Source organism: Achromobacter pulmonis (genome assembly GCF_021733725.1).
GTDB lineage: Bacteria > Pseudomonadota > Gammaproteobacteria > Burkholderiales > Burkholderiaceae_B > Achromobacter > Achromobacter pulmonis.
In genome coordinates this window covers 3,581,250-3,600,639 of the sequence record NZ_JAIFOT010000001.1, presented here as the reverse complement: position 1 = coordinate 3,600,639, position 19,390 = coordinate 3,581,250, and the positions used below count along the sequence as shown (strand labels likewise).

Below are 19,390 nucleotides of genomic sequence, written 5' to 3'. Positions count from 1 at the left end.
CGAGGACATCATGGCCAACAAGCAACAAGGCTTCTTTTCCCACCAGACGCTCGAAAAGAACATCGGCTGGATGATCATCGCCAGCATCCTGGTGGTGTCATTCGCCGGGCTGGTGCAGATCGTGCCGCTGTTCTTCCAGCACAGCACCACGCAGCCGGTGGCGGGGGTCGAACCCTACAGCCCGCTGCGGCTGATGGGACGCGACGTCTACATCCGCGAAGGCTGTGTCGGCTGCCACTCGCAACAGATCCGGGTGCTGGCCGCCGAAGTACAGCGCTATGGCCCATACTCGCTGGCCTCGGAGTCGGTGTTCGACCACCCCTTCCTGTGGGGATCCAAGCGCACCGGTCCAGATCTGGCGCGCGTGGGCGAGCGTTACTCCGACGACTGGCATCGCATCCACCTGCGCAACCCGCGCCAGGTGGTGCCCGAGTCCAACATGCCGGCCTACCCGTGGCTGGAAAAGACGGTGATCACCGGCCAGAACGTCGCACAGCGCATGCGCGCGCTGCGCGCCCTGGGCGTGCCTTACACCGACGAGGAAATCGAGGCGGCGCCCAAGGCCATCGAGGGCAAGACCGAAGAGGACGCGCTGGTGGCTTACCTGCAAGGGCTGGGCGTGGGCGTGCGCAAGGCGCAGCAGGCCAAGAAGGCCGAAGAGGCCCGGAAGGCCAGCCAGGCTTCGCAAGCCGCCGCCGCGGGAGGCTGATCATGGTCTTGCTGAGCGCCATCGTCACCGCCATCTCGATGGCAACCTTTTTCGGCATCGTCTGGTGGGCCTGCTCGCGCGGCCGCCAGCGCGCCAACGGCGAATCGGCCATGTTGCCGTTCGCGCTGCCCGATGAGTTCGGGCCGGCACAACAAGATGGAGCGAACCGGCCATGAGCGATTTCGTCAGCGGCTTCTGGGGGTATTTCATCTCGATCGTCGCGGTCGGCGGCGTGGCCTTTTGCGTGTGGCTGCTGTACTCGCAACGCCGCTGGCTCGGCGTCCAGCCGGCCGGAAGCGGCCAGGTGGAGGACACCGGCCACGTCTGGGACGGCGACCTCACGGAACTGAACAACCCGGTGCCGGGCTGGTGGACCTGGATGTTCCTGCTGGCTTGCGCGGTCGCGCTGGCTTACCTGTTCCTCATGCCGGGCCTGGGCTCGTACCAAGGTCAGCTGGGTTACAGCAGCGCCAACGAAGTGGCGCAGCAGCAGGCCAGGATGGCCGAAGCCGTGCGTCCGATCTACGCGCGCTTCGAAACGATGACCATACCGCAGATCGCCGCCGATCCCGGCGCCCGCGAAATCGGCCAGCGCCTGTTCCTGAACACCTGCGCGCAGTGCCATGGCTCCGACGCCAAGGGCGGCCCCAGCTTTCCCAACCTGGCCGACAACGACTGGCTGTATGGCGGCTCGCCCGATACCATCATGCAGACCATCACCAATGGCCGCGTCGGCGTGATGCCCCCGTGGAAATCAGTCATCGATCCCAAGGCCGCCGGCGACATCGCGCAGTACGTGCGTTCGCTGTCGGGCCTGGCAGCCGATCCCGAGCGGGTATTACGCGGCCAGCATGGCTACCAGACATACTGCATCGCCTGTCACGGCGCGGATGGCAAAGGCAACCCGGTCCTGGGCGCGCCCAACCTGACCGACGAAGTCTGGCTTTACGGCAGTTCGGAAACCTCCATCACCCGGACCATCCTGGAAGGCCGCGAAAACCACATGCCGGCGCACGGCGACATCCTGAGCCCGGTGCAGATCAAGATCCTGACGGCCTGGGTCTGGGGCCTGTCGAACAAGCCGGAGGCGCCGTCCCAGCCAGCCCCGGCCGCCCCCTCGGCCGACCAGGCATTGCCCCATGGATGATGGGTCAACCGCAAGCGTCAGCACGCCGCCTGGCGGCGACCCGCCGCCCTGGCGCCCGCATGTGCGGCCGCCGCGCCCCGGCCAGGAGACGCTGGAGCAGACCCTGGCCGGCGTGCGCAGCAAGATCTACCCGCGCTCGGTCAGCGGCATTTTCGCCCGCTGGCGCATCGTCTTCGTCTTTCTGACCCAACTGATCTTCTACGGCCTGCCCTGGCTGCAATGGAACGGCCGCCAGGCGGTGCTGTTCGACCTGGGCGCGCGCAAGTTCTACCTGTTCGGCCTGGTGCTGTGGCCGCAAGACGTGGTCTACCTGGCGGTGCTGCTGGTGATCTCGGCGCTGGCGCTGTTCCTGTTCACCGCGGTGGCCGGCCGGCTGTTTTGCGGCTACGCCTGTCCGCAGACGGTCTACACCGAGATCTTCATGTGGATCGAGCGCAAGGTCGAAGGCGACCGCGTGGCCCGCATCCGCCTGGACGAATCGCCCTGGACCTGGCGCAAGGCGCGCCTGAAGATCACCAAGCACTTTCTGTGGATCGCGCTGGCCTGGTGGACCGGCTCGACCTTCATCGGCTACTTCGCCCCGATCCGCGAGCTGGGCCACGAGCTGTTCACGCTGCAATTGGGGCCGTGGCAGTGGTTCTGGATGGTGTTCTACGGTTTCGCCACCTGGGGCAACGCCGGCTTCATGCGCGAGTCGGTGTGCAAGTACATGTGCCCGTACGCGCGCTTCCAGAGCGTGATGGTGGACCCCGATACTTTCGTGGTCACCTACGACAAGCGCCGTGGCGATCCGCGCGGCGGTCGCTCGCGCAAGGTCGACCACAAGGCCGCGGGGCTGGGCGACTGTGTCGACTGCAGCCTGTGCGTGCAGGTGTGCCCGACCGGCATCGACATCCGCGAAGGCCTGCAATACATGTGCATCGGCTGTGGCGCCTGTATCGATGCCTGCGAACAGGTGATGGACAAGATGCAGTACCCGCCCGGGCTGATCCGCTATACGTCCGAGCGGGCAATGCTGGACGGCCTGTCGACGAAAAGCGCGCGCGCGCACCTGCTGCGCCCGCGCGTGCTGATCTACGGCACGCTGATCCTCACGCTGGCGGTGGCCTTCGTGACATCGCTGGCGCTGCGCAACCCGCTGCGGGTGGACGTGATCCGCGACCGCGGCGTGCTGGGCCGGGAAGTGGCCGGCGGCATGATCGAGAACGTCTACCGACTGCAGATCATCAACACCTCGGACGCGCCGCTGCGGCTGCGGCTGTCGGCCGAGGGCTTGCCCGGGCTGGCGGTGCGCGCCGGACAAAGCGAGTCGGATGTGGTGGAGGTGGCGGCGGCGGCCAACAAGCTGGTGCCGATGGTGATCCGCATGCCGGCCGGCGCCGTGCCTGGCGCCCATCCGATCACCTTGCGCGCCCGCGCCCAGGACCATGGCAGCCGGTCGATCGAGACCGAGGAAGCCGCAAGTTTCTATGTGCCCGAGTGATATCGAATAAAGGATGCCGACGATGAATACTGCCCATGTTGCCGCGCCGCTGGCGGTCAAACCCTGGTACCGCGAATTCTGGCCCTGGTTCCTGATGGCCGGGCCCTTCTTGGCGGTGGTCGGCTGCGCCGTCACCATCTACCTGGCCTATACGCAGTTCGGCGACCAGCCGATCCAGGAAGGCGTGGTCAAGCGCGGGCTGGTGATCGAGCAGGAGGCAAGGATACCCAAAGAAAAACCCGCAGAGCGTTAGCTTCTGCGGGTTTTGAGACATCGCGGTTCAACGCGCTGCCTGTATCTGGCGGAGATGGTGGGATTCGAACCCACGATGCAGTTTTTAGCCACATACTCCCTTAGCAGGGGAGCCCCTTCAGCCTCTCGGGCACATCTCCGAAGAGAACGAGATTCTAGCACGACTTTTTATCCTGTCACCCGCGGCCAGGCTGCGGACGGGAAAAAAACGTGCCGAAGCGGTTTCTCTCAGGCCTTGGCGGCGGGCGCCTGATCCAGGCCGAAGGCCTTGTGCAGCGCGCGCACGCCCAGTTCCATGTACTTGTCGTCGATGATGACCGAGGTCTTGATCTCGCTGGTGCTGATCATCTGGATGTTGATGCCTTCCTGCGACAGCGTCTGGAACATCAGGCTGGCCACGCCCACGTGCGAGCGCATGCCGATGCCGACGATCGAGACCTTGGCGACCTTCTCGTCGGTCGACAACTCGCGCGCCCCCACGGCGGGGATGACTTCGCGCTTGAGCAGGTCGACGGCGCGCGCGAACTCGTTGCGGTTCACGGTGAACGAGAAATCGGTCGTGCCGGCCACGGACTGGTTCTGCACGATCATGTCGACGTCGATGTTGGCGGCGGCGACCGGACCCAGGATCGAGAAGGCGATGCCGGGTTTGTCGGGCACGGCCAGCAGGGTGATTTTGGCTTCGTCGCGGCTGAAGGCGATGCCTGAAACAACGGCGGCTTCCATTTTTTCGTCTTCCTCAAAAGTAATCAGCGTGCCCGAACACATTTCTTCGTCGAGCGGAATGAGCGGGTCGGTCAGCGAGGACAGCACCCGCGTCGGCACACGGTATTTGCCGGCGAATTCAACCGAGCGGATCTGCAGCACCTTGGAGCCCAGCGAGGCCATTTCCAGCATCTCCTCGAAAGAGATGACGGCCATGCGGCGCGCTTCCGGCACCACCCGCGGATCGGTGGTGTAGACGCCGTCCACATCGGTGTAGATCAGGCATTCATCGGCCTTGAGCGCCGCCGCCACGGCCACGGCCGAGGTATCGGAGCCGCCGCGGCCCAGGGTGGTGATGTGGCCGTCCGGGTCCACGCCCTGGAAGCCGGTGACGATGACCACGCGGCCGGCATCGAGGTCGGCGCGGATGCGGGCGTCGTCAATCGAGGTGATACGCGCTTTTGTGAACGACGAATCGGTGCGCACCGGCACTTGCCAGCCGGCGTAGCTGCGGGCGGGAACGCCTTCGGCTTGCAGCGCGATGGCCAACAGGCCGCTGCTGGCCTGCTCCCCGGTGGCGGCGATCATATCGAGCTCGCGCGCGTCGGGTTGGGGCGCGATCTCGCGCGCCAGGCCCAGCAGGCGATTGGTTTCGCCCGCCATGGCCGAGGGGACCACGACAACCTGGTGGCCGGCGGCGTGCCACTTCGCGACGCGTCGCGCCACGTTCCGGATGCGCTCGACCGAGCCCATCGAGGTACCGCCATATTTATGAACGATCAGGGACATCTCGTACTCTGGCTGGAAACCCGCCGCAAGAGTCGTGACGGGCAAAACCTCATATTCTATCTCGACGGTAAAATTTTGCGCAGGCCATGGAATTTTCTTTCCACGGAACGGTCATTTTTTCCGGAATTTGTCGTTCGGGCCGGAATTTGACCGGCCCCGGCGGATTTCCGCCCACCCGGCGCCCTCCTGCGCCGGCCGGGCCAGCCTTGCGCTAGCGTGGCGCCAGCGTGCCCACGCCCGGGCGCGGCTCGACCCAGACCCGCCCGCGATGGCAGCGGATCAGGTGCCCGGCCTGCTCCACCCGCAACTGCCGGTCATGCCCCAGGCTGTGCAGCCCGCGCAATTGCCGCAGCAGGTCGTTCATGCGCGCCTCGGTCGGCATGCGGGCGCCATTGCGCTCCAGCCAGTGGCGCAGCACATGCACCTGGCGCGCCGGCGACAGCCGGCGCCAGGCCGCCAGCGAGAAGCTGGCGCCGTCCGGCCCCGGTTCGAGCGCGGCGAAGTCCTCGCGCGCCACCTCGTCCAGGATCTCGTTGGCCTGGGCCACGTGGCGCGCATGGCGGGCGACGATGGCGCGCCAGCCGGGCCAGCGCGCGTCCAGCACCGGCGCCAGCAGCTCGCGCAGCGCGGCGCGGGTGTAGCGCGGATCGGCGTTGGTCGGGTCCTGCACCGCGTGCCAACCAGTGGCGTCGGCGAATTGCCGCGCGGCTCGCAGGATCGTTTCCCGGTCCTGCTCCAACCACGGCCGCAGATAGGCCAGGCCATCACGCGAGGTCAGCAGCGCCATGGCCGCCATGCCGCCCAGCCCGGTGCCGCGCAGCAGGCGCAGCAACACGGTCTCGGCCTGGTCGTTGCGATGATGCGCCAGCAGGATCAGGCCGACGCCTTCCTCGGCCGCCAGCCGCGCCAGCGCGGCATAGCGGGCGTCGCGGGCGGCGGCCTCGATACCCTGGCCTCCGGCCGTGGCGACCGCGACCCGGGCCTGCCGCAAGGGCAGCCCGAGCAGGTCCGCCAAGGCCTCGACCTGGTCACGCCAGCCATCGGCGGCGTCCTGCAGACCGTGGTGCACATGCAGCAGCACCACGCCGGCGCCCGTTTCCCGTGCCACGGCGGCCGCGTGCAGCGCCAGCATGGCCGAGTCGGCGCCGCCGCTGACGGCCACGGCGAACCGCGCCGGCGGCTGCGGCAGCGCTTGCAGGGCGCGGCGCAGGGCCGAGGCCAGCTCGGGCGATACGGGATGGGGGAAGACGGTCCCGGCGATGGCAGCGGCGGGCGCGCAAGGCCGGGAATTCATGGTGGCGGGCGCGGGCCGGAGGCGGCCGCGGCGCCGGCATGCGCCGGCGCGCGCGTCGCTCAGGCGCGCACTTCCTGGAAGGCGCCGTAGGACAGCAGGCGTTGCACCCGCTGTTCCACCAATTGCTCGGGCGTCATGCCCTGCAGCTGGCGCAGGGCATCGCCCAGCGCGCGGCGCAGCAGGCGCGCCATGACGCGCGGATCGCGGTGCGCGCCGCCCACGGGTTCGTTGATGACGCGGTCGACCAGGCCCAGGTCCTTCAGGCGCGGGGCGATGATGGCCAGCGCCTCGGCGGCATCGGGCGCCTTGTCGGCGCTGCGCCACAGGATCGAGGCGCAGCCTTCGGGCGAGATCACCGCGTAGGTGGCGTACTGCAGCATCAGCACGGCGTTGCCCACGGCGATGGCCAGCGCGCCGCCCGAGCCGCCTTCGCCGATGATGGTGACGATCACCGGCACCTTCAGCTCGGCCATGGCGTACAGGTTGTGGCCGATGGCTTCGGATTGGCCGCGTTCCTCGGCGCCGATGCCGGGATAGGCGCCCGGGGTGTCGACGAAGGTGAACACGGGAATGCCGAACTTCTCGGCCAGGCGCATCAGGCGCAGGGCCTTGCGGTAGCCTTCCGGACGCGGCATGCCGAAGTTGCGCGCGGCGCGTTCCTTGGTGTCGCGGCCCTTCTGGTGGCCGATCACCATGCAGGGCGTGCCGTTGAAGCGCGCCAGGCCGCCCACGATGGACTGGTCGTCGGCGTACATGCGGTCGCCGTGCAGTTCATGGAAGTCGGTGAAGATCTCGCGCACATAGTCCAGCGTGTAGGGACGCTGGGGGTGGCGGGCGACCAGCGCCGTCTGCCAAGGCGTGAGCTTGGCGTAGATTTCCTTGGCCAGCGACTGGCTCTTCTGCTGCAGACGTCCGATTTCGTCGGAGATGTCCACCGCCGAATCGGCCTGCACATAGCGCAGCTGCTCGATCTTGTTCTCAAGCTCGGCGAGCGGCTGTTCAAATTCCAGAAATGTATTGCGCATGTAGTGTGGTTCCGTAGATGGGCGACCTGGCTTGCGTCAGTATTGGACCGGCGTCGGTTCCAGACTGCGCCACAGATACCAGGTTGCCACGGTACGCCAGGGTTGCCACGCCAACGAGACTTCGCGAGCCTCGAAGCGCGAGACAGGCTCGCCGCTGAAATAGTGTAGCGAGATTGCCTTGAGCAACCCAGGATCATCCAGCGGCAGAACGTCGGGCCGCTGCAGATTGAAAATCAAAAACATCTCCGCCGTCCAGCGTCCGATGCCGCGGATGGCGGTCAATTCCGAAATGACGGCCTCGTCGTCCATGGCCGCCCACTTCTCGGGATGCACCCGGCGTTCGCCGAAATGCACCGCCAGATCCAGCACGTATTCGGCCTTGCGCTGCGACAGGCCGGCCGCGCGCAGGCCTTCCAGGCCGACGCGCAACACCGCCACCGGGGTGGGACGCTTGCCGGCCGCTTCCAGGAACTTGTCCCAGACGGCGTCGGCGGCCTTGGCCGAGACCTGCTGGCCGATGATAGCGCGCGCCAGCGTCACGAACGGCGTGCCGCGCGAGGTCAGCCAGACCTCGGGGTGCTGGGGAATAATTTTTTTCAGAATGCGGTCGCGCCGCATCAGGTGGGCGACGGCGGCTTCCCAATAGTCGGGCTTGGGAATCTCGGTGGCGGCGATGGACATGTCCGGGGTATCCAGGGGGGTCACGCCCGACGCCACTGCGTCAGGCCGCCGGGTTTGTCATCGAGCTCGATACCCGCTTCGCGCAGCTCGGCGCGGATGCGGTCGGCCTCGGCGAAGTCGCGGGCCGCCTTGGCGGCGGCGCGGGCATCGATCAGGGCCTGGATGGCGGCGGCGTCGAGTTCAGCGCGCGCGCCCTGCTCCATGCCGGCCGCCGAATAGCGCGTGGGCGACTGGAAGTAGGCGGCCGGGTCCTGTTGCAGCAGGCCCAGCAGGCCGCCCAGGGCCTTGAGCTGGCCGGCGCTGCGGGCGCGCTTGCCGCGGTTGGTCTCGGAGGCCAGTTCGAACAAAGCCGCCACCGCGCCCGAGCTGTTGAAATCGTCGTCCATGGCGGCCTTGAAGGCCTGCGCCTGGGGTTCGTTCCAGTCGATGCCCTGATCGTCGGCCGGCACGTTCTGCAGCGCCTGATACAGGCGGTCGAGCGCGTTCTGGGCGTCGATCAGGTTGTCCGGGGTGTAGTTCTGCGGGCTGCGGTAGTGGTTGCGCACGATGAAAAAGCGCACCATCTCGGCCTCGCGCGGGTTGACGCGGTAGTCGGCCACGTCGGCCGCCGGCTCGCCCTGGGCGATGGTCTGGCGGATGGTGCGGAAGTTGCCGAGCGACTTGGACATCTTGTCCGAATCGACCATCAGCGGGCCGCAGTGCATCCAGATGTTGGCCAGCACGCCGCCGAAAGCGCCCTCGGTCTGGGCGATCTCGTTCTCGTGGTGGGGGAATTTCAGGTCGGGGCCGCCGCCATGGATGTCCAGGGGCAGGCCGAGCAGCGACTTGCTCATGGCCGAGCACTCGATGTGCCAGCCCGGGCGGCCCAGGCCGTAGGGCGACTCCCATTTGGTGTCGGCCGGTTCCTCTTCCTTGGCCGACTTCCACAGCACGAAGTCGAGCGGGTCGCGCTTGGCCGAGCCCACCGCCACGCGCTCGCCGGCGCGCAGGTCGTCCAGTGTCTTGCCGGACAGCTTGCCATAGCCCTCGAAGCCGCGCACCGCGTAGTTCACGTCGCCATCGTCGGCCTGGTAGGCCAGGCCTTTCCGTTCGAGCTTGCCGATGATGTCCAGCATCTCGCCCACGTACTGGGTGGCGCGCGGCTCGCGGTCGGGCGAGGCCACGCCCAGCGCGCGCTCGTCGGCGTGCATCGCGGCGATGTAGAACTCGGTGACCTCGCCGATGCGGCGGCCGGTCTCGACCGCGCGGCGGATGATCTTGTCGTCGATGTCGGTGATGTTGCGCACGTAGTCGACCGCCAGGCCGCTGGCGCGCAGCCAGCGCTGCACCACGTCGAACGACACCAGCATGCGGGCATGGCCGAGGTGGCAGAAGTCATACACGGTCATGCCGCACACGTACATGCGCACCTGGCCGGCCTGGGCCGGTTTGAACGGTTCTTTGGTACGCGATAACGTGTTGTAGATTTGCAGCATGGCGCGAGTGATGTGATCCAGTTCTTTCCGGGACGGCCGCGGAAAAAGTTGCGCCCCAAGGACGATACCTGCAGGGCTTGCCGCCTGGCCAGGAAACGGGGAGGCTCCTGGCCTGCGCTTCGGCAGGCGCCCAGGGGAAATCCCTTCCACCCGGCGTCTGGGCCCCTTGTCCGGGCCCCTTCAAGCACTCCGTGCCTCCGTGCCGAGCCAAAAACTCAACCAAGGCTAAAATGGCGGTCGTCAAGTATAGCAAGCGGTCCGCCCGCGCGCGTCAGCGCCGGCCGGCCCCGACTTTTAACGGATGCCCACGTGACTATCAAGCCGCGTTTTTGCGTCGCCCTGCTCGCCCTGGCAATGGCCGGTTCGCCGCTCGCTGGCGCCCACGCCCAATCCATGGCCGGCGGTTCCGGCGAGAACCCCAACGCCCGCCGCACCACCCTGGATCCGATTCCGCCCGAGGGCGGCTGGGAAGGCCTGGCCAATCTGCTCAAGGCGGCCCAGCCCAGCGTGGACACCCGCCTGCAGCCCTCCGCCTCGCAGATCACCACCCACATCGAGCGCCTGCTGAACCGCGGCGAAAACGCCGAAGCCCTGGCGATGATCGAAAAGCGCGAAGCCGAGATCAAGGACCAGCGCGGCACCGACGTGCAACTGATGTTCCAGCACGCGCGCGCCCTGGCCCAGCTCGACCGCAAGGCCGAAGCCATCGACATCTACACCGAGATGACGACCCGCTTCCCCGAGCTGCCGGAACCTTGGAACAACCTGGCGGCTCTATATGCAAGCCGGGGCGAGCTTGAAAAAGCGCAGGACGCCCTGCAAATGGCCTTGCGCGCCGACCCGGGCTACGCCGCCGCGCGCGCCAACCTGGGCGATCTGCAATTGCTGCAGGCCCTGCGCACCTACAGGCAAGCCGCCAAGGAAGGCGTGCCGGGCATGCAGGACAAGGCCCGTGAAGTCGAAACCATGCTGAAGGATAGGCAACACAAATGATGTCCCGCTATTCCCCCCTACACCTGCTGCGCCTGACGGCGTGCTCGTTCGCGCTGGCGTTTGCTCCGGCGCTCGTCAGCGCCGCGCCCGCGGCCGCCCCCTCCCACTCCACCTCTGAAGGCACCAAAGCCATGAGCACCAACCCCCGCGTCAAGCTTCACACCAACCAAGGCGACATGGTCATCACCCTGGACGCCGCCAAGGCGCCCAAGACCGTCGAGAATTTCCTGACCTACGTCAAGGAAGGCTTCTACAACGGCACGGTGTTCCATCGCGTGATCGATGGCTTCATGATCCAGGGCGGCGGCTTCGAACCCGGCATGAAGCAGAAGCAGACGCACGCCCCGATCGAAAACGAAGCCAACAACGGCCTGAAGAACGACAAGTACACCGTGGCGATGGCCCGCACCAGCGACCCGCACTCGGCCACCGCCCAGTTCTTCATCAACGTCGCCAACAACGACTTCCTGAACTTCACCGCGCCCACCCCCAACGGCTGGGGCTACGCCGTGTTCGGCACCGTCACCGAAGGCACCGACGTGGTCGACAAGATCAAGGCCGTCAAGACCGGCAACAAGGGCTTCCACCAGAACGTGCCGAACGACGACGTGATCATCGAGAAGGCCGAAGTTCTTGAATAAGATCGCCCTGCCCGGCCCGATCTGGCTGGCGTCCGACCTGCACCTGGGGCCGGCCACGCCGGCCACGGCGGAGGCCTTCCTGGCTTTCCTGCGGGCGGCCGAGGAAGAAGCGGCCGCCCTGCTGCTGCCGGGCGACATCTTCGACGCCTGGATCGGCGACGACGTGATCCGCGCCGCGCCGCCCTGGCTGGCCACGGCGCTGACCGCGCTGCGCGCCACCGCCAGCCGCATCCCGCTGTGGCTGGGCCGCGGCAACCGGGACTTCCTCATCGGCGCGGAACTGGCCGACGCCGTCGGCGCCAGGCTGCTGCCCGAACCGGCGCTGCTGCAGACCGATTGCGGCGATGTGCTGCTGACCCACGGCGACGAGTTCTGTACCGACGACGCGGCCTACCAGCAGTTCCGCCAGATGGTGCGCGACCCGCAATGGCAGGCTGCGTTCCTGGCCAAGACCATCCCCGAGCGCCTGGCGATGGCGCAACAGGCGCGTGGCGAAAGCCAGATGGCGAACCAGGCCAAGTCCATGGAGATCATGGACGTCAACGCCGCCGCCATCGAGCAGGCCTTCCGCGACAGCGGCGTGGCCCTCATGGTGCACGGACACACGCACCGCCCCGCCCGCCACGTGCTGCAGGTCGATGGCCTCAAACGCGAGCGCTGGGTCCTGCCCGACTGGGACTGTGACCACGTTTCGCCGCCGCGCGGCGGCTGGCTGGTCATCGACCGCGACGGATTGCAGTTCTACGACCTGGAAACGGCCGGCTAACCAGGCGGCTTGCCGGACCGGACAAAGCAAAGGGCCGCGTTGAACGCGGCCCTTGCTCATTGTGCGCCAGCGGCGACTGCGTCAGCGGGTCAGGATCCAGGCCGCCACGACGCCGCCGAACACGATGCGGTACCAGGCGAACACCCGGTAGGTGTGATTGGCGACGAAGCGCAGCACCGCACGCACCACCACGATGGCGCTGAGGAAGGCCGCGACGAAGCCCACGGCGATGCCGGACAGGTCATGCTGGGTCAGCACGTCCATGTTCTTGTACATGTCGAACACCGCGGCCCCCAGCATGGTCGGCATGGCCAGGAAGAACGAGAACTCGGTGGCCGTCTTGCGCTGGATGCCGGCGATCATGCCGCCGATGATGGTGGCGCCCGAGCGCGAGGTGCCCGGGATCATGGCCAGGCACTGCGCCACGCCCACGCCCAGCGCCTGCTTCCAGGAAATCTGCTCCAGCGTCATGGCGGTGGCGCGCTCGTCGGACGCGGTGTCATCGGCCGCGCCCGGCTGGTCGCCGGGCGTGTGACGAGTGCGGCGCTCCACGTACAGCATGATCAGGCCGCCCAGCACCAGCGTCACCACCACCACGCCCGGGTGGTAGAACACCTGCTTGATGGACTTGATGAAGATGGCGCCGATGACGGCGGCCGGCAGGAAGGCGATCAGCAGGTTGCGGGTGAAGGCGACTTCGCTCGGCACCCCGGTGAGGGTGCCGCGGATCAGTTGCAGCAGCCGCGCCCGGAAGACCCACATCACGGCCAGGATCGAGCCCAGCTGGATCACCACCTCGAACACCTTGCCCTGGCTGGACTCGAAGTGGAGCCAATCGCCGATGACGATCAGGTGGCCGGTGCTGGACACCGGGATGAACTCGGTCAGGCCCTCGACGATGCCGAGGATGAAGGCCTTGATCAGATAGAGCGCGTTGTCGGTCACGATGGCAAGGGTTCCTTGGGAATGAGTCAGGCGCTAGTCGTTGGTCAGCGAGGCGTCTTCGTCCAGCGTCTCCGGCACGCGCTTTTCGACGCGCACCAGGGCAATCCGGCGACCGTCCATTTCCAGCACTTCGAAGCGGAAATGGTCGTGGTGGAATTCGTACTCGCAGACGTCGCCCGGCTTGGGCAGGTGGCCGAAGCGCGACAGCAGATAGCCCGCCAGGGTGGAAAAATCCTGCGCCTCGTCGACCAGGCCTTCGGTTTCCAGCACCTGCTCGACGTGGTGCAGGTCGGCGGCGCCATCGATCTTCCAGATGTTGGGGCCGTCGGCGACGATGTCGGGCAATTCGTCTTCGTCCGGGAATTCGCCGGCGATGGCCTCGAACACGTCGATCGGCGTCACCAGGCCCTCGATCGCGCCGAACTCGTCGGCCACCAGCACCAGTTGGCCGCGCGAGCGCTTGAGGGTGTCCATCAGGCGCAGGATGCCGATCGATTCATGCACGATGATCGGATCGCGCAGGCGGTTGCGGCGCACCCGGCCCTCAGTGATCAGGTCGGCCACCAGTTCCTTGGCGCGGGCGATGCCCAGCACCTCGTCGAGCGAGCCGCGGCAGACCGGGAAGAAGCTGTGCGGCGCCTCGGTGATCTGGCGCCGGATGGTCTCGGGGTCGTCGTCGATATTGATCCACGATACGTCGGTGCGCGGCGTCATGATCGAGCGGATGGAGCGTTCGGCCAGGGTCAGCACGCCGCTGACCATGTTGCGTTCCTCGACCCCGAAGGCCGGGATGGCGGGGCCGTCGGCGCTGGGCAGGTCGGGCTCGTCGGCCGGCGGGCGCTTGCCCAGCATGCGCAGCACCGCCGAGGCGGTGCGCTCGCGCATGGGCCGGCGCGCGTCCAGCTTGAGCAGGTTGCGGCGCGCCACCTGGTTCAGGGCCTCGATCGCCACCGAGAAGCCGATGGCGGCATACAGGTAGCCCTTGGGCACCTTGAAGCCAAAGGCCTCGGCCAGCAGCGAGAAGCCGATCATCAGCAGGAAGCCCAGGCACAGCACCACCACCGTCGGGTGGGCGTTGACGAAGCGCGTCAGCGGCTTGGAGGCCAGCAGCATGATGCCGATGGCGATGACCACGGCGATCATCATGATGGCCAGGTGGTCCACCATGCCGACCGCGGTGATGACCGAATCCAGCGAGAACACCGCGTCGAGCACCACGATCTGCGTCACGATGACCCAGAAGCTGGCGTACACGCGCGGCCCGGACGAGCCGCCGTGCTGGCCGCCCTCCAGGCGCTCGTGCAGCTCCATGGTGCCCTTGAACAGCAGGAAGAAACCGCCCGCCATGAGGATCAGGTCGCGCCCCGAGGGCGACAGCGGTCCGACCGAGAACAGGGGGGTGGTCAGGGTGACCAGCCACGACATGACCGACAACAGGCCCAGCCGCATGACCAGCGCCAGGCTCAGGCCAAGAATGCGCGCGCGGTCGCGTTGCGACGGCGGCAACTTGTCTGCCAGGATGGCGATGAAAATCAGGTTATCGATTCCCAGGACGATCTCAAGGACGACCAGGGTAAGCAAGCCGACCCACGCAGCAGGGTCCAGCAGCCACTCCATCAGGAGCTCCAGAAGTTACACGACCGGTAATCGTACCCGGAAAATGCGTGACACGCCGGTGACACGGCTCGTGCGCATGGCTTACGGCGGACGATCCGGCAGCGCCTCGCGCGCTCGCGCCCCCCGTCCCACGCCCGGCCGCAGGCGCTGGCGCCGCCATGAAAAAAACCGGCCATCGGCCGGCTTTTTTCATGGGCAGGGCTGCCAGGCGTCAGGCGGCCGGCGCCGGATTCAGCGCGGTCAGCATCTGCGTGAAGATCTTCGGGCTGGCGGCCAGCACATTGCCCGAATCCATCCAGCCCTGCTCGCCGTCGAAATCGGCCACCAGGCCGCCGGCTTCCAGCACCATCAGGCTGCCTGCCGCCAGGTCCCAGGGCTTGAGGCCCACGCCGCAGAAGCCATCCAGGCGGCCGCAGGCCACGTAGGCCAGGTCCAGCACGGTGGCGCCCAGGCGGCGCACGCCGGTGCTGCCTTCGGCCATGGCACGGAAACGCGCCGAGCCTTGTTCCAGGTCGCCCGAATTGGGCCAATGCGCGCCCAGCAGCGCCTCGTGGTAACGGGTGCGGCCCGAGACGCGCACGCGGCGGTCGTTCAGGAACGTGCCGCTGCCCCGGCTGGCGGTGAACAGTTCGTTGCGCGACGGGTCATAGATGACCGCCTGCGTGACCTGGCCGCGCTGGGTCAGGGCGATCGACACGGCGTAGTTGGGCAGGCCGTGGATGAAGTTGGTGGTGCCGTCCAGGGGATCGATGATCCACTGGAATTCCGCCTGGTCGGGGCCCTGCAGGCCGAACTCCTCGCCCAGGACGGCGTGGTCCGGGTAGGCGGCGCGCAGCGTCTCGACGATGGACTCCTCGGCGGCGCGATCGACTTCCGTGACATAATCGCGCGGCCCCTTGCGAGCCACGCTGAGTCGTTCCAAATCCATGCTGGCACGGTTGATGATGGTGCCGGCACGCCGGGCCGCCTTGATGGCGATGTTGAGCATCGGGTGCATAAAATTCCGTACGTATGCGGTGGGTAGGCCGCTAGCCGCCCTCCCGGATCCGCCGCCCCGACAGGGGAAAACCGGCCTAAAAAACCAGGAAGGCACTAAGCCAAACGTGCCATTTTAAATGACTCAAGCATTTTCACGCGTTCGCTTCATCATGGTGAACCCCAGCCACCCCGGAAACGTCGGTTCGGCGGCCCGCGCCATCAAGACCATGGGCTTCTCCGAACTGGTGCTGGTGGGCCCCAAATTCGCCGATGTCATCCACCAGCCGGAAGCCGTGGCCCTGGCCAGCGGCGCCCTGGACGTGCTGGAAAACGCGCGCATCTACGATACCCTGGAACAGGCGCTGGCGCCCGTGACCCTGGCCTTCGCCCTGACCGCCCGGGTGCGCGACCTCGGCCCCCCGCCCTGCGACATCCGCCAGGCGGCCGAGCTGGCCTGCGCCCACCTGGCGGAAACCGCCGAGGGTTGCGCCGCGGTCGTGCTGGGCACCGAGCGGGCCGGCCTGACCAACGCCCAGATCGGCCTGTGCCACCGCATCTGCCACATTCCCGCCAATCCCGAGTACAGCTCGCTGAACGTGGCCCAGGCGCTGCAACTGGCGGCCTGGGAGCTGCGCTACGCGCTGCTGGTGGATCAGGGCGCCGCCCTGCTGCCCGCTTCGACGGCGCAAACGCCCTCGCGCGGCGCCGAGCCGGCCTCCGGAGAAGCGGTGCAGGCCTTCCTGGCGCACTGGGAAGAGGCGCTGGTGGGCGTGCGATTCCTGGACCCGGCCCATCCCAAGAAGCTGCTGCCGCGCATGCGGCATCTTTTTTCCCGGGCCGCCCTGACGCGGGATGAGGTCGACATGATGCGCGGCGTCTGCACCGCCATGCTGGCCGCGGTCCGCGACAGCGGCGCAAAAAAATAGGGACAGGCATAAGCCTGTCCCCGGTCATCGGCCGCCAGCCGGCCTGCGCCGGCGGCACGAAGCCTGCTCAGTCGACCTTGGCGCCCGACGCCTTGACCACCGGCGCCCAGCCTTCCACTTCCGACTTGATGAATTTGCCGAATTCGGCCGGAGTGGTCTTGACGCCCACGGCGCCCAGCTTTTCGAAGCTGGTCTTCACTTCAGGCTTGTCCAGCGCCTTGACCATGGCGGCGTTGAGCTTGTTGATCACTTCCGGCGGCGTGCCGGCCGGCGCGATCAGGCCGAACCAGGACGACACATCGAAGCCGGCGAAGCCCGCTTCCTGCATGGTGGGCAGGTCCGGCGCGCTCTTGGAGCGTTCGGCGGTAGTCACCGCCAGCGCGCGCAGCTTGCCCGATTGCGCGTGCGGCCAGGCCGACGGCATGTTGTCGAACATGAACTGCACCTGGCCGCCGATCAGGTCGGTAATGGCCGGCGCGCTGCCCTTGTAGGGCACGTGCAGCACATCGATGCCGGCCTTCATCTTGAACAGCTCGCCCGCCATGTGGATCGAGGTGCCGCTGCCCGAAGAGGCGAAGGCCAGCTTGCCGGGGTTCTTCTTGGCGTAGTCGACCAGTTCCTGCACCGACTTCACCGGCACTTGCGGATTGACCACCAGGATGTTCGGCACCTTGGCGCCCAGCGCCACCGGCGCGAAATCGCGGGTCAGGTCGAACGACACGTTCTTGTACAGCGTCTGGTTGATGGCGCTGGTGACCGCCACGAACAGCAGCGTGTAACCATCGGGCGCGGCGCGCTGCACCATGTCGGTGGCGATGTTGCTGCCAGCGCCCGGCTTGTTCTCGACCACAAACGACTGGCCCAGGCTCTCGGTGAGTTCCTTGGCCATGATGCGGGCGATCACGTCGGTGGTGCCACCGGCGGAAAAGCCGACCACGATGCGGACGGGTTTGTCGGGATAGGCGGCGTGGGCGGAACCCATGGCGAAAGCGCTTGCGGCGGTAGCCAATAGCGTGGCGGCAAAACGCCGCAGTCCAGGCTTGTGACCGGTCTTCATATAGTCTCCGTGCTGATACTGTCCATCAAATGGACGATTTGAATTATTGGATGGTGCATTCTGATCTATACATGAGCGATGCATCAAGGTAGAGTCCACTCTACGGACGATGGTTTTCCCTCAACCATTCCGCAATAACCCTAAGATTTCAGAGAGTTGCATGCAAGACAGCGATGCCGCGGCCGCAGGCCCACGCACATTGCGGCGCGGATTGGCCGTTCTGGCCGCCCTGCGCGACCAAGGGCCCGACGGGCTCAGCGTGACCGATATCGCCCGCTTGACGGGCATTCAGCGTCCCACCATCTACCGCCTGCTGGCGGCCCTGCTCGACGCGGGCCTGGTGCTGCCGGTGGCGGGCACCAAGAAATACCGCGCCCAGTTGGCGGTGGACCCCGACACCCGCTCGCGCGACCCGCGCGTGCGCCAGTTGCTGCCGGTGCTGCGGCGGCTGGCGGACCGCACCGGCGATGCCGTGTTCCTGGTGGTGCGCGACGAAGACGATTCCATCAGCCTGCACCGCGAGATCGGCAGCTATCCGGTGCAGATCCTGGCGACCTACGCCGGCAAGCGCCAGCCGCTGGGCGTGGGTTCGGGCGGCATGGCGCTGCTGGCGGCGCTGCCCGATGACGTCGCCCGCGGCATCGTCGAGCGCAACTCCAGCCGCCTGGACGAGTACGGCGGCATGACGCCGCAGGAAATGTTCCGCCTGATCGAGAACACCCGCGCGCGCGGCTATTCGGTGGTGGGCAACCATGCCGTGCGCGGCGCGCTCGGCGTGGGCTGCGCCCTGCTGGACGCGCATGGCGCGCCGCTGCTGGCCGTCAGCGTCACGGCCATCATCGATCGCATGCCGGCGCAGCGCCAGCGCGAAATCGCCGGCTGGATCAAGGCCGAGCTGGCGCGGCTGGCGATGCAGGCCTGAGCGGGTGCCGGGCCGACGCGGCGGGCGCCGCTTGCGGGCCCGGGACCGTCCCGCGCAGTCAAAAAAACGGGCGTCCGCCTTGGCTGGCGCGACGCCCGTGCGCTTGCCGGCGCCAGGCCGGCATTCAGGCCGCGGCGTTGGCCTTCGGGTTCTGGATCTCGCGCAGCGGGATCGGCGCCTGGAAGCCGGCGGCCTCCAGCGAGCTGCGGATCTGGTGGTACAGGTCCCAGCGCAAGTCCCAGTATTTGGCCGCCTCGGCCCATACCCGCACATTCACGACCACGCCGTTTTCCTTGTAGTCGACCACCTTGACCATGGGTTGCGGATCTTGCATGGCATTGGGATTGGCCGCGACGATCTGCTGCAGCTTGGACACCACCGCGTTCAGATCATCGCCATAGCGCACCGGCACCGGGATATCCAGGCGGCGCGTCTTGTTGCGGCTGTAGTTGGTGATGGTGGCGTTCCAGACGGTGCTGTTGGGCAGCGTCAGGTGAATGCCATCGACCTGCACCAGCCGCGTCAGGAACAGGCCGACTTCTTCCACCGTGCCCTCGGCGCCCGTGCTCAGGCCCACGTATTCCCCGGCGCGCACCGGCCGCAGGATCAGCAGCATGATGCCGGCGGCGATATTCTGCAGCGTGCCCTGCAAGGCCAGGCCCACGGCCAGGCCGGCGGCGCCGAGCACCGCGATCAGGCTGGCGGTTTGCACGCCAAAGCGCGCCAGCACCGCGATCAGCGTGAAAATGCGCACCGTCCAGACCACGGTGCTATAGAACATCGGCACGATGGTCGGATCGATCTTGCTGGAGCGTGTGGCGATACGCCGCACCCAGCGCCCCAGCAATGCCGAGACCCACCAGCCGATGATCAGGATCAGCAAGGCCACTAGCAGATTGATGCCCAGATCCACCAGCCTGGGGGCCCAGGTACTGAATTCCTTCAAGGCGTCTTCCATCGTTGTTGCTCCCTCTTGCAAAACAGA

Annotated in this window: 20 protein-coding genes and 1 tRNA gene; 10 read left to right on the top strand and 11 right to left on the bottom strand. The window is 67.1% G+C overall.

Going from position 1 to position 19,390, the window contains the following annotated elements:
- Positions 1–10 precede the first annotated feature (10 nt).
- From ccoO to K2W61_RS16710, 5 genes are read left to right on the top strand one after another with little or no spacing between them, the layout of a single operon-like run.
- Positions 11–709, top strand: coding sequence for a cytochrome-c oxidase, cbb3-type subunit II (gene ccoO / locus K2W61_RS16730; protein WP_236756099.1), 699 nt, complete (start codon positions 11–13; stop codon positions 707–709).
- A complete protein-coding gene (locus K2W61_RS16725) occupies positions 709–885 on the top strand; it encodes a CcoQ/FixQ family Cbb3-type cytochrome c oxidase assembly chaperone (RefSeq protein WP_236757008.1) in 177 nt (58 codons plus the stop codon). Before ccoO ends, K2W61_RS16725 begins: the two co-directional genes overlap by 1 nt.
- Positions 882–1,856, top strand: coding sequence for a cytochrome-c oxidase, cbb3-type subunit III (gene ccoP / locus K2W61_RS16720; RefSeq protein WP_236756098.1), 975 nt, complete (start codon positions 882–884; stop codon positions 1,854–1,856). The genes K2W61_RS16725 and ccoP overlap by 4 nt, the downstream gene beginning before the upstream one ends.
- Positions 1,849–3,339: a cytochrome c oxidase accessory protein CcoG gene (gene ccoG, locus K2W61_RS16715; protein ID WP_236756097.1), complete on the top strand. Its 1,491-nt coding sequence runs from the start codon at positions 1,849–1,851 to the stop codon at positions 3,337–3,339. The genes ccoP and ccoG overlap by 8 nt, the downstream gene beginning before the upstream one ends.
- A gap of 22 nt (positions 3,340–3,361) precedes the next feature.
- Entirely contained in the window at positions 3,362–3,592 is a 231-nt protein-coding gene (locus tag K2W61_RS16710) for a FixH family protein (RefSeq protein WP_175135783.1), read from the top strand.
- A gap of 46 nt (positions 3,593–3,638) precedes the next feature.
- Here the strand turns inward: K2W61_RS16710 and K2W61_RS16705 are convergent.
- The 6 genes from K2W61_RS16705 to cysS form a co-directional block, all read right to left on the bottom strand.
- Positions 3,639–3,731 (bottom strand) — tRNA-Ser (locus tag K2W61_RS16705).
- Between the two features lie 88 nt (positions 3,732–3,819).
- A complete protein-coding gene (locus tag K2W61_RS16700) occupies positions 3,820–5,085 on the bottom strand; it encodes an aspartate kinase (RefSeq protein WP_175135782.1) in 1,266 nt (421 codons plus the stop codon).
- A 211-nt stretch (positions 5,086–5,296) separates the two neighbouring features.
- Entirely contained in the window at positions 5,297–6,379 is a 1,083-nt protein-coding gene (tilS, locus tag K2W61_RS16695) for a tRNA lysidine(34) synthetase TilS (protein WP_236756095.1), read from the bottom strand.
- A 59-nt stretch (positions 6,380–6,438) separates the two neighbouring features.
- A complete protein-coding gene (locus K2W61_RS16690) occupies positions 6,439–7,404 on the bottom strand; it encodes an acetyl-CoA carboxylase carboxyltransferase subunit alpha (RefSeq protein ID WP_175135781.1) in 966 nt (321 codons plus the stop codon).
- 36 nt (positions 7,405–7,440) lie between these two features.
- Positions 7,441–8,085: a DNA-3-methyladenine glycosylase family protein gene (locus K2W61_RS16685; protein WP_175135784.1), complete on the bottom strand. Its 645-nt coding sequence runs from the start codon at positions 8,083–8,085 to the stop codon at positions 7,441–7,443.
- 20 nt (positions 8,086–8,105) lie between these two features.
- Positions 8,106–9,560 carry a cysteine--tRNA ligase gene (cysS, locus tag K2W61_RS16680; protein ID WP_175141447.1) on the bottom strand — a complete coding sequence of 485 codons (1,455 nt, stop codon included), beginning with the start codon at positions 9,558–9,560 and terminating at the stop codon, positions 8,106–8,108.
- A gap of 309 nt (positions 9,561–9,869) precedes the next feature.
- Here cysS and K2W61_RS16675 point away from each other — a divergent pair, with 309 nt between their 5' ends.
- From K2W61_RS16675 to K2W61_RS16665, 3 genes are all read left to right on the top strand, one after another.
- A complete protein-coding gene (locus K2W61_RS16675; RefSeq protein WP_175135779.1) occupies positions 9,870–10,553 on the top strand; it encodes a tetratricopeptide repeat protein in 684 nt (227 codons plus the stop codon).
- 131 nt (positions 10,554–10,684) lie between these two features.
- Entirely contained in the window at positions 10,685–11,194 is a 510-nt protein-coding gene (locus K2W61_RS16670) for a peptidylprolyl isomerase (protein WP_175135778.1), read from the top strand.
- Positions 11,187–11,960, top strand: coding sequence for a UDP-2,3-diacylglucosamine diphosphatase (locus K2W61_RS16665; RefSeq protein ID WP_175141446.1), 774 nt, complete (start codon positions 11,187–11,189; stop codon positions 11,958–11,960). Before K2W61_RS16670 ends, K2W61_RS16665 begins: the two co-directional genes overlap by 8 nt.
- Positions 11,961–12,041: 81 nt before the next feature.
- On the opposite strand, the gene K2W61_RS16660 is transcribed toward K2W61_RS16665, so the two are convergent.
- The 3 genes from K2W61_RS16660 to K2W61_RS16650 form a co-directional block, all read right to left on the bottom strand.
- Positions 12,042–12,905 carry an undecaprenyl-diphosphate phosphatase gene (locus K2W61_RS16660; RefSeq protein ID WP_175135776.1) on the bottom strand — a complete coding sequence of 288 codons (864 nt, stop codon included), beginning with the start codon at positions 12,903–12,905 and terminating at the stop codon, positions 12,042–12,044.
- A gap of 33 nt (positions 12,906–12,938) precedes the next feature.
- Complete coding sequence (locus K2W61_RS16655; RefSeq protein WP_175135775.1) at positions 12,939–14,522, bottom strand: TerC family protein; 1,584 nt, start codon at positions 14,520–14,522, stop codon at positions 12,939–12,941.
- Between the two features lie 211 nt (positions 14,523–14,733).
- Complete coding sequence (locus K2W61_RS16650; RefSeq protein WP_175135774.1) at positions 14,734–15,519, bottom strand: inositol monophosphatase family protein; 786 nt, start codon at positions 15,517–15,519, stop codon at positions 14,734–14,736.
- A gap of 118 nt (positions 15,520–15,637) precedes the next feature.
- Between K2W61_RS16650 and K2W61_RS16645 the strand changes: the two genes are divergently transcribed.
- Positions 15,638–16,426, top strand: coding sequence for an RNA methyltransferase (locus tag K2W61_RS16645; RefSeq protein ID WP_175135773.1), 789 nt, complete (start codon positions 15,638–15,640; stop codon positions 16,424–16,426).
- 67 nt (positions 16,427–16,493) lie between these two features.
- Here K2W61_RS16645 and K2W61_RS16640 read toward each other — a convergent pair whose 3' ends face one another.
- The gene (locus tag K2W61_RS16640) at positions 16,494–17,483 is read right to left on the bottom strand and encodes a tripartite tricarboxylate transporter substrate binding protein (RefSeq protein ID WP_175135772.1); all 990 of its coding nucleotides are present in this window, start codon (positions 17,481–17,483) and stop codon (positions 16,494–16,496) included.
- 160 nt (positions 17,484–17,643) lie between these two features.
- On the opposite strand from K2W61_RS16640, the gene K2W61_RS16635 reads away from it, so the two are divergent.
- Positions 17,644–18,405: an IclR family transcriptional regulator gene (locus K2W61_RS16635; protein WP_175135771.1), complete on the top strand. Its 762-nt coding sequence runs from the start codon at positions 17,644–17,646 to the stop codon at positions 18,403–18,405.
- Positions 18,406–18,529: 124 nt separating this feature from the next.
- On the opposite strand, the gene K2W61_RS16630 is transcribed toward K2W61_RS16635, so the two are convergent.
- Positions 18,530–19,363, bottom strand: a complete 834-nt coding sequence (locus tag K2W61_RS16630; RefSeq protein ID WP_175135770.1) for a mechanosensitive ion channel family protein — start codon at positions 19,361–19,363, stop codon at positions 18,530–18,532.
- Positions 19,364–19,390 lie beyond the last annotated feature (27 nt).